This is a genomic window from Natronolimnobius sp. AArcel1, from assembly GCF_011043775.1.
Lineage (GTDB): Archaea > Halobacteriota > Halobacteria > Halobacteriales > Natrialbaceae > Natronolimnobius.
In genome coordinates, this window is the sequence record NZ_JAAKXY010000004.1 from 388282 (window position 1) to 401360 (window position 13079).

General features: G+C 56.4%; 14 protein-coding genes. 4 read left to right on the top strand and 10 right to left on the bottom strand.

The genetic code is table 11. The features are described 5' to 3' along the window. Positions 1-95 precede the first annotated feature (95 nt). Together G6M89_RS14260 and G6M89_RS14265 are read right to left on the bottom strand one after the other, a co-directional pair. Positions 96-1067, bottom strand: a complete 972-nt coding sequence (locus tag G6M89_RS14260; protein WP_165162488.1) for an archaellin/type IV pilin N-terminal domain-containing protein — start codon at positions 1065-1067, stop codon at positions 96-98. 661 nt (positions 1068-1728) lie between these two features. Then, a complete protein-coding gene (locus tag G6M89_RS14265; RefSeq protein ID WP_165162489.1) occupies positions 1729-2700 on the bottom strand; it encodes an archaellin/type IV pilin N-terminal domain-containing protein in 972 nt (323 codons plus the stop codon). A 332-nt stretch (positions 2701-3032) separates the two neighbouring features. Here G6M89_RS14265 and G6M89_RS14270 point away from each other — a divergent pair, with 332 nt between their 5' ends. Next, on the top strand, positions 3033-3227 hold the full coding sequence (locus tag G6M89_RS14270; protein ID WP_165162490.1) for a hypothetical protein: 195 nt from the start codon (positions 3033-3035) through the stop codon (positions 3225-3227). Positions 3228-3380: 153 nt separating this feature from the next. Here G6M89_RS14270 and G6M89_RS14275 read toward each other — a convergent pair whose 3' ends face one another. From G6M89_RS14275 to G6M89_RS14295, 5 genes are all read right to left on the bottom strand, one after another. Beyond that, entirely contained in the window at positions 3381-3887 is a 507-nt protein-coding gene (locus G6M89_RS14275) for a hypothetical protein (protein WP_165162491.1), read from the bottom strand. 9 nt (positions 3888-3896) lie between these two features. After that, positions 3897-4454, bottom strand: a complete 558-nt coding sequence (locus G6M89_RS14280; protein ID WP_165162492.1) for a hypothetical protein — start codon at positions 4452-4454, stop codon at positions 3897-3899. Between the two features lie 182 nt (positions 4455-4636). After that, the gene (locus tag G6M89_RS14285) at positions 4637-5500 is read right to left on the bottom strand and encodes a CheF family chemotaxis protein (protein WP_165162493.1); all 864 of its coding nucleotides are present in this window, start codon (positions 5498-5500) and stop codon (positions 4637-4639) included. Further along, positions 5497-6768, bottom strand: coding sequence for a HEAT repeat domain-containing protein (locus G6M89_RS14290; RefSeq protein ID WP_165162494.1), 1272 nt, complete (start codon positions 6766-6768; stop codon positions 5497-5499). Before G6M89_RS14290 ends, G6M89_RS14285 begins: the two co-directional genes overlap by 4 nt. 118 nt (positions 6769-6886) lie before the next feature. Beyond that, entirely contained in the window at positions 6887-7639 is a 753-nt protein-coding gene (locus tag G6M89_RS14295; protein WP_165162495.1) for a hypothetical protein, read from the bottom strand. 136 nt (positions 7640-7775) lie between these two features. Here G6M89_RS14295 and G6M89_RS14300 point away from each other — a divergent pair, with 136 nt between their 5' ends. Next, positions 7776-10544 (top strand): hypothetical protein, encoded by a 2769-nt coding sequence (locus G6M89_RS14300; RefSeq protein WP_165162496.1) that lies wholly within the window; start codon positions 7776-7778, stop codon positions 10542-10544. Positions 10545-10550: 6 nt separating this feature from the next. Here the strand turns inward: G6M89_RS14300 and G6M89_RS14305 are convergent, their stop codons facing one another. Further along, positions 10551-10796 (bottom strand): flagella cluster protein, encoded by a 246-nt coding sequence (locus G6M89_RS14305; protein WP_165162497.1) that lies wholly within the window; start codon positions 10794-10796, stop codon positions 10551-10553. Between the two features lie 451 nt (positions 10797-11247). Here G6M89_RS14305 and G6M89_RS14310 point away from each other — a divergent pair, with 451 nt between their 5' ends. Then, on the top strand, positions 11248-11754 hold the full coding sequence (locus tag G6M89_RS14310) for a helix-turn-helix transcriptional regulator (protein WP_165162498.1): 507 nt from the start codon (positions 11248-11250) through the stop codon (positions 11752-11754). 78 nt (positions 11755-11832) lie between these two features. Here the strand turns inward: G6M89_RS14310 and G6M89_RS14315 are convergent, their stop codons facing one another. Both G6M89_RS14315 and G6M89_RS14320 read right to left on the bottom strand, forming a co-directional pair. Further along, complete coding sequence (locus tag G6M89_RS14315) at positions 11833-12273, bottom strand: hypothetical protein (RefSeq protein WP_165162499.1); 441 nt, start codon at positions 12271-12273, stop codon at positions 11833-11835. A gap of 27 nt (positions 12274-12300) precedes the next feature. Next, positions 12301-12696, bottom strand: coding sequence for a 30S ribosomal protein S6e (locus G6M89_RS14320; protein ID WP_165162500.1), 396 nt, complete (start codon positions 12694-12696; stop codon positions 12301-12303). Positions 12697-12791: 95 nt separating this feature from the next. Here G6M89_RS14320 and G6M89_RS14325 point away from each other — a divergent pair, with 95 nt between their 5' ends. Further along, complete coding sequence (locus G6M89_RS14325; RefSeq protein WP_165162501.1) at positions 12792-13070, top strand: hypothetical protein; 279 nt, start codon at positions 12792-12794, stop codon at positions 13068-13070. Positions 13071-13079 lie beyond the last annotated feature (9 nt).

The window sequence follows — 13079 nt, forward strand, 5'->3', positions numbered from 1 at the left end:
ATAGCTACTAAAACTAGTGAAGATTCGATATATAATAAGAATCGATAGATCGGAGATATCCAGAAAGAAAGATTCTGAATCAGTTACTGCTGCGGTTAGAGCGTGACTGCGGACTGCTCCGTCAGCGTCGAGGGAGCCATCAGCAGTTCAACGGTCTGGGAACCGTCAGCGGTCGTGATCAGGAACTCAGCAGACTCACCCGAGTGGATAACGGAGAAGTCATCGTCGCCATCGTGGAGCGTCAACTCAATCTCGAGTTGGTTATCGGACTCAAGCACTGGGTCGAAGTCCGAAGACGTGTCGTAGGTATCGCCGTTCTCGAGTTCCGCAATGTCGAGGTCATCAAGTTCGTCGACAGTACCGCGCTCGGTCTCGTCACCGACGTACTCGAAGGTGGCTGCGCTCAGATCGACTGGGTCAGAGCCAGGACCGAGCGAAACCATTAGTGAGGCCTCAGTGACAACGTGTTCCTGAGCAGTTCCGTCACCACTACTAACGATTTCAGCACTTGCATCCTCGAAGCCTTCGTCAGTCGCGCCGTCACCTTCACCATCAATTTCGACAGTGATTACTCCATCTTCGACATCTTCACTTTCAATAGTAGATGTGGTGTCGTCACCTGACTCCTCAGCTTCAACTTCTACATCGTAATCGTCGTCAGTAAGGTCCAGGTTAGTGAACGCATCAGTATCAATATCACTGAGATCTTCCCCTTCCTCTAGTTCAACCGTTTCGACAGAATCAGAACTATCGTGCAGTATAAGATCAAACTCAATCTGATCAAGATCATCATCACCATCCGCGACCTCAAACTCAAGGTCTACATTCTCGAGTGGGTCAATGTCAATCTCTTCTACATCCCCTGTTGCAGAATCAATTTGCACGACGTTGGAAACCTGTGCTGTACTCTCTTCACCCGTTGCCTCTGCCTGGGACTGGAGCAGCCCCGCCGTGTTGATCAGGACACCTGCCGCAATCGCGGCGACAAGAACCATCGCAATGAACACGATGAGGGTACCGATACCCACCTGACCGCGCTCTTCATCATCTGTAATTCGTTCAAACATGGTTTGTTGTGATTGCTGCGTCCGACACCTCCCCACGGCGTTGCGCGCGCTGGACAGTTGCCGGAACGTATCAACGCTTTCTAACTACCGTGTAATAAGGCTACTCGCCGTTCTGACACTATATAACTCTACTTGCCGAAAGGGATAGCACTTAAATCTGCTTGCCAGAATCTCTTCTTTCACTTAACCCTATTTGCCGACCGGAAGGACACTATACACTAACCATTGAAATATTTCTGCCACATTCTGATTGAATAGTTAGTGCACTACTGTGGTTGAGCGGACACTACTAACACAGGAATCAAAGGGAAACAATAGTAGTCTGAGATACCAGCATCCCACTGCGTGACTCAGGACAGTCACACAGCAGAGTGACGATGGAAAATCCGCGCACACGACCACCTACGAACAAAAGTCACACGTAGAATAGAGTAACGCCAGTAAGTAATAGAGGATATAGTAGCCACTGGAAACCAATGACTCCCGATCGCCAGACCGTGGTACGACCTGCGTGAAGGGTTACAATTGCTACTAGAGAATCCCTAAGAAGCAGTGAAGATATCCATGTACGATGGATAATGAGGGAGTTGCAGAGATGACTCTCATCAAAACACGAGTCACCCACGCGTCGAAAAATAAAATAACTGAAACCGTTCTCGGTTTAGAGCGTGACCGCAGAGGACTCCGTCAGCGTCGAGGGAGCCATCAGCAGTTCAACGCTCTGGGAGCCATCAGCAGTCGTAATCTGGAACTCTGCAGATTCACCGGCTGCGAGTGGGGAGAACATGTCGTTGTTCTCGTTGAGGTGTAGTTCAATCTCGAGTTGGTTGTCGGACTCGAGAACGCCCTGGAAGTTCTCGGCGCTGTCGCCCAGCGTCTCACCGTTGCCGTTCTCAAGTTCGTGGACATCTAAGTCCTCGAGTTCCTCAGCAGTACCACGTTCGGTGTAGTCGCCGACGAACTCGAACGTTGCTGCACTGAGGTCAACTGGATCCGAACCAGGACCGAGCGAAACCATCATCGAAGCCTCATGGACCATATGTTCGTCTGTGCCATCACCTTCGCTGGTGATTTCTGGAGCGTCTGCACCACTGTTGAGGCCGTTATTGTCTTCGTTGTCGTCGATTGCAACAGTGATGGTTCCATCCTCAACATCTTCTGCTTCAAATGCGCTTGTTTCAGGGCTGTCTTCGTTACTTTCAAATTCAATGTAATACCCACCAGCACTGAGGTCTAAGTTAGTGAAGTCGGAGGTGGAAACTGCATTTAGACCTTCATCCTCGGCAATTTCAACAGTTTCTATAGAGTCATCATTATCGTCCTTTAGAACGATATCAAAGCTAATATCGTCTATTTCACCTTCTGCCCCTTCCTGTAATTCGAAGTCAATGTCAACGTTCTCGAGCGGACCGATCTCGTCAACATTGCCAGTTACAGAGTCAATCTGCACAACGTTAGAAACCTCTGCCGTACTTTCTTCACCAGTCGCCTCTGCCTGCGACTGCAGAAGTCCGGCCGTATTGAGTAATACACCTGCCGCAATCGCTGCGACGAGCACCATAGCGATGAACACGATGAGGGTACCGATTCCCACCTGACCGCGTTCCTCGTCATCTGTAAGTCGTTCGAACATTGTTGTGAATATCTGCGACCGACACCCTTCCGACCACCACACCGTGGTACAGACGTTGCCGGCGCGTACACTCCGCTTCTAACTACCCGTTATTAAACTTGTTCGCCAACCTGACACTATATAAGTCCACTTGCCGACCACCAATCACTGATAAAGCTACTTGCCGATGTTCCGTCCCCCTACTTAGGTATTCTTGCCGTTTCGCTCCCCCCTAAGACCCATCTCCCCTTACCATTCGAACAGAAACCCCTCAGAATTCAGACTCCAATCGCCAGCCGCCGCGGCCCCACCGGCCGAGACACTTATCCCACTGCTGAGACCATATCTCCAGCATGAACATCATCGATGGGGAGAAGGTGGAATGTGGGCGCTGCGACGAGGTCATCTCACTCGAGGATGCAAACGTCCTCGGGAAGACGAACAATCGCTCCTATGCAAAGCCACTGTGTGATGGCTGTCTCAAGAAAGTCGGCGTCCCCAAGGGCTACGAACTCGAGCGCGACGTGAGCTACCTAATCGAAAACTGACGACGTTCCCCGCGACGGAGAGACTGTTTCTATCGACCAACAGTTCTGATCAGTCACGCAACAGCGTCGAATCCACCAGTGAGAAAAATCAACAGCGACGGCTACGCTCGAGATCAGTACTGAGAGTACAGTGTATACTATGAGCAACCGATATCAACGGACCGCCTGCGTCGGAACGTGTGGAACGGACTCGACCCACGTCACTGCCTCAAGGATGGATACGAGATCGTCGATTCGCTGATCAAACACATTCAGCGGATGCGAATCGAGAAACGTGGCTGTCTCTCGTTGTACTGTTTCTCCATCATAGTCAATCTGGAAGTGGCACTCACCGAGGTCCGCGTGCGTTTCGTCCTGATGCCAGCCGATCATGAGGTCCCGTTTGGGTTCGACCCACTGAATCGCGTAGAAATCGTACGCGTAGGACGGCGGGAAATCGAACGAGACCTGCAACTCCGCTTCGGTAACTGGGTACGACGTGCCGAGAAACGCCTCCGGCGTGACCGTGGCGTGGACGCCAACTTTGTTCCCTCGAGACGTCTGATACCGGACCTGTTCGATTGGAGAGTCCTCGTCGGGGACCTGTGTCTGCAGCCGGTTGTGGATTCGGGTGAGAAGCGTTCGTGTATCGAGGTTCGCACGATTTGCAAGGAAAATCATCGGACTATCTTACTGCGAGAGTGAGACTGACGAGTTTGATGAGCCGTTTTGCACCGGATACAGTTCTCGAGCATCGTCATAGAGTTCAAGTGCGTGTTTGAGCAGGCGCTTGTTGTCCTCGTAGCGGTCCCACTGTCGAAGCACACGGTTGCGTTCCCGAATGGCGTCGCTGTCGAGCCCATCATCGGTAAGCGTCGATTCCAACTCACCCCGCGATTCAACGGCGAATTCGTGCTTCCAGTCGTCGATTTCTGCCTGGATAGCTGCGAGTTCGTCGCGGAGTTCCTCTCGCGTGTGGCTGTTGATCAGCGCAGTCACTTCGTTGACGTACCGAAGTTGATAGTTCGGTGCATACTTCGTGTTGCCGTCATCACCGTCGACAGCCTGCACTTGCCCGAATTCGACGAGCATCTCGAGTTCGTCTTTCGCGGTCTGCCACGAGGAGATCTGCGCTTCCTCGCGCACCCACTCGACGGAGCGTGGTTTAGTGAGGGCCGTAGCGATCTCTCTGACGCGCTCCCGTGCAGTAAGATCGTCCGTCCACGAGCCGAGGCCGGAATCAGTCATACACAGGAGTACGCGCCTGTATCTATTATATTTTTGGATGGGTCACACATATACGAGAGGGAGACAACGCAGTCATCATCGGCTACGACCTCGTCGCGAGAAAAACGCCGCTCTCGAGGAGACGAAAGTACGCACCAACACTCGAGAACACGGCCCCTCGAGCACCCACAAAACCTGAACCGCTACTTGCTGTTCATCGCTTCGCTCGCAATATTCCGTCCGCGTGGCTTCAACGCGACTTCCCGGCGAACTCGTACTTCCTCTAACACGTCCAACTCGATCAGGCGCTCGTAAATCTCCTCGACTTCGTCGGTGTTGATGTCCAGAAACTCGGGGACTTCGAACGGCGAGACGCCGGAGTAGATAGCCATCAGTACCTCCTCTTCCTTACCGGATAAATCGATCTGTGAGGCGTTTTTCTCGGCCCCGCGGTCCAGCACGGACTTCATGATGGCACAGTTTTGCGAGCCACCGGAGATGTACGTCTGGACGCTCGAGCCGTTATCGGTGTGTTCAGCTTCGATGACGGGGCGCTCTTGGGAGAGCACGGTTCGTTCCTCGCTGGTGACGGTGCCGACATCGTCGACTTCAATCTGGACGAATGAGCCGTTCTCGACGGCGAAGTTCGCAACGCCAGTGTCGATTTTGACGCGGGCTTTGCTCCAGGAAGTATCCTGAACGACGCCGCCTTTGACAGCGGGGTGTTTGAGCAAGAGGATTTCACCGTCCAGCATGGCTTTCTGGATCTGAAGTTCGAACTCGTGGACCTCGGCCATCGAGATCAGGTGCACGTCCGCGCCGACGTTGATGCTGATGTAATCAGAAACCTTCGCGACAGTCTGATTGACGTCGTAGCGGCCCTTGATCGAGATGATCTCCGAGAGCGGGATCGTCCGCTTGCCGTCATTGCTCGCGATCACCAGTCGCTTGTTCGAAAGGACGATTCGCCCGTTTGTCCAGTTGGTATCCGACAGCTTCCGGCCATCGCGCAGTACCTGCGTGAACTTCCCCGTCACATCCGCGAGTTTCTGTTCGGACTTACTCATGCGAAGTCACCACTCATCGCGCCTGCACCGCCCAGTTTCGACAGCGCAGAAAAGCCACGCTTTCGAAGCCGGTCACTCTCAGTTCGATCGACAAACGACGAAATCCGGGTGCGAGACTGCTCCCCACCGATTTTCCCCAGCACGAACAGCGCCTTCACGCGTGTCTCCTCGTCGCGGTGGGAGTCATCAATCAACTCGAGTAGTCGCTTCTCGAGCCCATCGCCGTCGAGCAACGAGAGGCTGGTCGCGGCGAACTTCGAGGTCATTTCGTCGTCGTCAGCGAGCGTTTCGATCAGCGCGTCCTGGGCGACAGTTCGGTACTCGTCGCTTGCAATCCGGCCAAGGAGCCACGCTGCGTTGCGTCGCTGGGCCGTCTCCGTACTCCGATCGAGAATATCGATCAGCGGCTCGATTGCCTCACTGGCGGTTGCCTGCTCGAGTTCGCCGACGATCTTCTCGCGAACCTTGTGACTCGCAGAGGCCGGGGCTTCGGAGAGTAACTGCACCAGCGAGAACATCGCCGTTCGCCGGACGGCATCGGAGTCATCGCGTAGCGCCTCAGCAAGGACTTCAACGGCACGCACGCTGCCGAGACGTCCGAGGGCGTCGACGGCGATTCGGCGAACTGTTTCGTCCTCATCGTTTGCAACCTCGATCAGTTCACGCAAGGCGTTGTCCGTCCCGATATCAGCGAGTGCGTACGCAATCTCAATCCGGACGTCGTACTGATCGTTGTGAAGCCGCTGTGAGAGTGCCGGAACGGCTTCGGGGGCTTCGATTCGACCGAGCGCACGGGCGACCCGTTTTCGAACTCGCGGGTCCGGATCGGCAAGTCGCTCGGCGAGTGCGTTCAACACGTTGTCCTCGCCGATGCGTCCAAGGCCGGTCGCGGCCGCCATGCGCAGTTCGGGCCGGTCAGCAGAGAGCCCGCGTGCGAGCAGTTGGGCTTTCTTCCACTCAGCGATGTTATCAATATCCTGGCCAGAGACCTCGCCGATAAACTGCTCTAAGGCGTCCTGTCCAAACTGGTCGAGCGCGTCGATAGCGGCTGCACGCACGCTATCGGCGTCATCCTCCTGTGAGACGTCGACGAGGGCGTCGATAATCTCATCTCGAGGATAGCCATACTCCTCGCCCTCGCTGGTTTTCGACTCTAAACTGCCGATGATTTCGGCAGCGCGCGTGCGGATGTCGTCGTTTGGACTTTCCTCGAGATAGGTGAGGAGTTGCTCGAAGTCAGCGTTGCGCTCGAGTTCGAATAGCGTCATGCTCCCTGATCACCTGCTCGAGTCCGGACACGTCACTCGGCCGTGACTGGCGAACTGTTGGTCGGTCCGATGATCGATACGACGATCGTGTGCGTAGGTTCGGTCCGTCGCCGTCCGGTTACGCACCGCCATCGTGCTCCTCGTCGTCAGTCGTCGCCTCGGCGTCATCATCGCCGATGTCGTCTCCGTTGCCATCGCCGTCGCCGTCGGTATCAGTCTCGGCCTCCGGAGTCGAATCGACGGTCGTATTTCCATCGCTGTCCTCGCCGTCTGCATCGTCATCCTCGTAGGCTTTCGACTCCACGATAGCACTCCAGAGTTGGTTTTCGTCAATCTCACCGTCTTCGAGCAACTCGATCCACTCAGTTTCAATTCCCCACCCGGTGGTTTGGCCGTCAAAGCCGTCGACAACCTCCGTGTAGAGTGCCTGAACGTCCGATCCACGCTCGAGGAGTCCGCCGCTGTAGACCTGGTAGATGATTCCAATCTCGTCGTCGGATTCAACCTCGTCTTCGGCGTCAGATTCGTAGAACAGACTGAGCGTGTTCTCCTCAGTATCGTGATACAGCTCATCGACGGAGATGTCGTTTTGCTCGAGGAGGTAGTAGAACTCGCCGGGAGTCCCGTCTGGATCGTCACCCGGTGATTCGGGCTCGACCGACGCTTGGTTGCCCGTGATACTCGCGACCGAGTCTACACAGCCGGCCGTCGTACTGAGTGAGACGAGCCCGACGGCAGCGAGTGCGTGCCGGCGGGTCAGACCACGACTCGAGCCGGTCGCAGCCGGCGGTCGTCTCGAGTTGTCATCACCGTCAGCTTGGTCGCCCCCACCATCAGACTTGCCCAGTGTATTCACAGGACCCGTTGGCATCGTTACGATATCGTCACACCAATCAGTGAAAAGCGCGTCGGCCGTCCCTGTGGGTTCCTCTCACGATTCGTGACGTATTTGCCCAGAGAGTATATTACACACCCGCTCAAAAACTTCCGACAGACTGGTGCAGTCAATGTACGTGAACGTGACGCCGATCACCCGCTTCTTGGCCAGCGGCCGCGACGCCCTCGCTGGCCGGATTGTGTTCCGTTCGTTTCGCCTCGGACGTGCTCCCGAGGGTGACTCGGCTGTTGCCCACCGCGGCGCCATTGTGTCGTGTATCTCGCGCGCGTTTGCGCTGGCTGTCATTACCCTCGCCTTGATTGGGCTGGGGCTGAGTGCAAGTGCTGTACTCGCCTCGAGCGGGGCGAGTGGTGCTGTCGTGAGTGCAGATGCCGGTCCGGAGACGGATCACACGGGGGTTGCAGATATCGAGGACGCTGATCGAGATGACCCAACAGCTGAGCTACTCTCGAGTGGGGTCGCGTCGGCCCAAAGCGATAGCCCGATTCAGACAACGCCGCCGGACGACGAACGTGTTGTAGTTCGGTTTGATGACGACCACATCAGCACCGCCGCGGTCGCCGAGGAGCTGCCGCCTGAGCCGGCGATCACCGTCGAAGACGACGGTCCGGAAATCGTCATTGACGACCACGACGACTACGATTTACCCGTCATGCAGACAACAGACGGCGAGGTCGCAAAAGCCAATGGAGATACGATCCATCCGGTCAACGACAATCCAGATTTGGTTACGTTTGACAACGAGACCGAAACTGTCGGTGACGAACTCGAGGTCGACCGCAGCAGTGGAGAGGTCCAGACGATCGAGGGGGACGAGGTTAGGGTGGACGACGACCGCGTGGTCTATCCGGAGTACAACACGCGCGATTACTCCCTCGAAATCACCGAGGTTGAGGACGTCGACGAAGGGGAGACGCTCAGTGTCACCGCAACGGTCAACAACTCGCGGTGGGCCCACAGTGACGACGACACGGCCTCGTTGAATCTCTCCGGAGGGGAGCGCGACTTCCTTGCGGACGAGGAAAGCATCGACCTCGAGGACGACGATGAGACAGAGCTAAGCTTCGAGTACGAAACGGGGGCCGGCGATCACGACATCGACGAAGCGGAAGTCACGATCGAACACCAAAACGGCGGCGACACCGTCAACGGAGACAGCGACACGGCGGATCTCACCATCGGTGCGGCAGGCGTGGCCGTCACGATCACCGAGACGAACACGCCGGTCGAGGGGTCAGATCTGGTTGTAGACGCTGACATCACCCGGTACGGAGACGTGCCGGAGGGAACGCAAAGCTACCCGATCAGCCTCTTTGTCGACGGATCACAAGCACAGACGGAGGTGCTCTCGTTATCCCCAGGCGAGTCGACGACACAGACGTTTACGTACGAGACAACCGAAGACGACGTCCCCGAACTCGAGGCTGAAGTCGCAAGTCGCGTTGACTCGAGTTCAGAAACGGTCTCGGTGATGACCGTCGAGGAACACAAAGACAACATCGGCGCAGAAATCACGGAGACGACGATTGGTAACATCAGTGAGCCACTGACCGTCGATACGGCATTTACGTACGACGATGAGCTTCCCTCCGGCCAGACCGAGTTCGATGCGAACCTGACGATTGACGAGACTGTCGTCGATCAGCAGACGTTCGAGTTCGGCGGGGTGCCATCGACGGACGACCCCGTGACAGAGACGTTTACGTACGACCGCGACGCTGAAGACCCGCCGGTGACTGACTTCGCAATCGAAACCCCGGGCGGAAACGAGTCGGTCAGTCTCGATCACGACACTGCAATCTCGTTCTCGAACGTTACCGACCCCGCCGCACGAAACGAGACACTCGAGGCGACCGTCACGCTCGAGAACACCGGCGAAGTCCCGGGCCAAGAAACGCTCAACATTTCAGCGCTGAATCCGTCGGCTGTCGACTCGAATGCGACGATTGAGACGACCGCCGAACTGAACCCGGGCGAATCAGTCAGCGAAGACGTCACGTTCGATCTGAGTGACAATGCGCCGCCACAACTCGAGTTAGAAGTACAGACGAGTACAACGACGGAGACAACGACAGCCGAAGTTCGGGATAACGAACCGGAATTCGAGATTACAGACACGGCTGTAACGGAAGCCGACAGCGACGAAAACGCGACGCTGCTAACCGTTGCCTCAACGGTCGAGAACACAGGCGGCGTCGCTGGCACACAGGACGTATCGCTCAGTTTCGACGATGAGACCGTCCACACGGAGTCTGTCAGCCTCGAGCCTGACGAAGAAGCAACGATCACGACCGAAGTCGAGGTGACGGAGGACCAGACGTACGGCTACGGCACGACGACGGAGGACGATTCGGTGAGTGAAACCACTGATGTCGCATCGTCGGCCACCGCCGATACGGGCGGCATACTGAGTCTCCTCCCTGTCGGCAGCATCCTCACACTGTTGCTCGCGCTCTCGGTTCTCGGTGCACTCGTCGTTGGGGCGGCGGTTATCAAACGGCGAACCGATCCGACCGATCTGCCAGACGGACTCCAGGATCGCATGGCAGCACTCCAGCCTGCTGCCCAGCGACTCCAGAACGCCGCTCGCAATCTCGTCTCGAACGACGGCACAGGAACCGTCGTCGTCCAGAACAACCTGCCACGCGACGCGCTGGTTCGCATCCGCGTTCGCTCCGGTGACGAGATTCAGTTCTTAGAGGACTTCGAACTCGCCGCCGAGGAACGTCGCACACTCGAGTGTTTACCGACTGATACCCAGTTTGAGGTTGGCTCAGGTGTCGATGACATCGCGGCGCATGAAGAGCGCTTCGACGGTGGGACGAGCGAAGTAGGCGTTATTCTTCGCCCGGAAGGAATTACGATCAAACCACTCTGAAGGGAGTTAGTGTGTCAGAACTAGCAACTTCTCGGTAGTACTGGCGAGACAGAACGGCCGATCCGGTGGCGACTCGAAGGAGTGTGTTTCGCGTTCGGTCACGAACAGGCGGTCGAACGGCTGGTTACAGGCTGGACATCGAAGCCCCTTCCGATTCTCGAGAGTTCGCGTCTCGCCGGTGTCATTGTGCAGTTTTAACAGAGCGCGGTAGTCGTGGATACTGAAGCCATCCGTGAGGTCAATTCGAGTCATATCGGAAGATTTGTTGCCGGTAATTCATAGCCATCGGCCGATTGTCGCCTGACTGATACTGCAGTGAGACCAAAGATGACCCCCAGCCAGGGCTGCGCGCGAGGTGTTTTTCGTGTCGAGTTTCTCGCTGACCGGCCATAACAGTATTATATCTCCACCCTGACCACGAAAAAGACTATATTCGTACCATTATCGGCGCGATGGGAAGAGGATGTGTTTATTTTCCGGCATCATTTGTGTCGCGCGAACACATTCAGTGAAAAATAGAGTTATTATGTCCGGACACCGGAGTTGAACTATCGGAATCTGTGACGTTCTCTTCCCTGTGGTTTAATATCTGTCAGTCTAACCGGTTTAGTCGTCGTGCGGGATCTCGCACTCGAGTCAACTCGGCAGTGTGTGGCCGAGAGGGTGACGCGAACCCGCCTACGAACCCCCATGGTGAACGGTAATGCGTGAGGAGACAACCAATACATCGTCCGTGTTCGACGATCTGTCAGACACGGCAGTGGACACTCAGTCGGAATCGTACGAAAGCCCTCTTGGCTCACTCGAGGGATCGAAACACACGACCGAATCGGTCGAGCGCGAACTCGAAGCCCTGATGGAGCAGGTAAACGGGACGCTCGCGACCGAGGACGTGCAGTTCGATGAGGCGATGATCAAGGAGAATCTCGAAGAGATTTTGCTCTTGCTCATCGCCGTTCGTGGGGAAGCCCACGGCAAGGAACTGCTCTCTGATTTGACACAGTTGTTCGACGCAACGCTCAGTCCGGGGACGGTCTATCCCGCACTGCACGCGCTGAACGAAGCGGACGTGCTGGCGATGCACACCAAAGTGCGAACAAAAGAGTATTCCATCGACGACGGGGCACACGTCCGTGAGACCGTCGAGCAGACGATGGTACAGCACCTGGCGTTTGGACTCTTACTGTACGCATTTCTCGGCCGACTCTAATCGGACGATTGCTGTCTGGACGACTTTCTTTCGCGCTGTTTCCGCGTTCCAATGGAGAGAGACGTCCTCGAGATCGATCTACTGGCCGTCCTCGAGGCTCTTCGCGATATCGCTCAGGCTCTTGCTTGGTGGCTCGGAAGCGTCGTAATAGTTCGTTTGTCCAGGCTCGCGCAACCCGTACGAAAAGTCGGGTTCGATGACGTCAACGAGGATTGAGCTACCGGGTGAAATGCCGTGGTCGTCGGCCCAGTCTCCAAGCAATTCGCGCCCGCTGCTTGGGTCTCGAGCGGTGTCAGGTGTCTCGTAGATGCCGGGGATCGAGAGGCCGTCACCGGTCAGTGGGCGCTCGATGCGAGCAAACCGCTCGTCACCATCGAGAGAGATGCGGACAACCTCGTCGGTCGGGAAGGCACCAGTGTCTGTGGCTGGCAGTTCGATACGAACGCCGGTTGCTGTCTCGGTACACGTTGCACGGACGGTCTGCACTGATGGGTGATCGCTTGCAATTCGGTCTGCCATGTGAGAAGTGAACGGAAATCGGCGTCGTTACTCGTCGTCGCCGTCGCCGAGCAGTTCGTCGACATCGGTGCTACCGCGGCCGGTGATCGAGGCGTTGATCTGTGCAACAGCGTCAGAGACTTCACGACCACGGACCGTGATACGGCGGCGCTCGCCGTCACGCGCTGGCTTGTAGCCAGTCTGGCGACCAGTCATCAGCACTTCGCTCAGGTTTGCACCGCCAACGTCCGGGCTGAGCGGGCGCCCAGCATCGTCGGATCCACCGGTGATCTCGAGCGTGTAGCCGTCAAGTCCAACGGCGGAGCCGTCGACTTCCTCGCCGATCGACTTGCCAATGAACCGGTTTGCATCCTGTTCTTCTGCCTCGAGCTGGTAGGACGACCCGTCTTCTGGGTCGCCAACGACGACAGTGAAACTTGCCATGTGGGACGGAAGACGGTCGCTGCTCAAAAGAACATCGATCGAACGCGGCCGACCCACCGCTGAGACTCAAGTGCCCTGTGCCCGTTTGTTGGGGCGTGTCTCTCGATTCTGATCGGCTTGAAACACGCCTGAATGAGGCGTTTGGTGGGTCAACAGGTGAGGCTCGAGTCGTCTCGCGCCAGGCGACAGATCTCGCGGAGTCAGGCCAGTACGAGACCGATACCGGAATCCAGCTGACCGCCGATATCGTCCTCGAGGAACTCACTGATGCGCCGGGCGGAACGCCCGCAGACCGATGGAACTGGTGGATCGGCGCACTCGAGATTGCCTACGGTGGCTATCGAGTGTTTGGCATCCGCCAGTATCGGAGGTGACAACCTGTG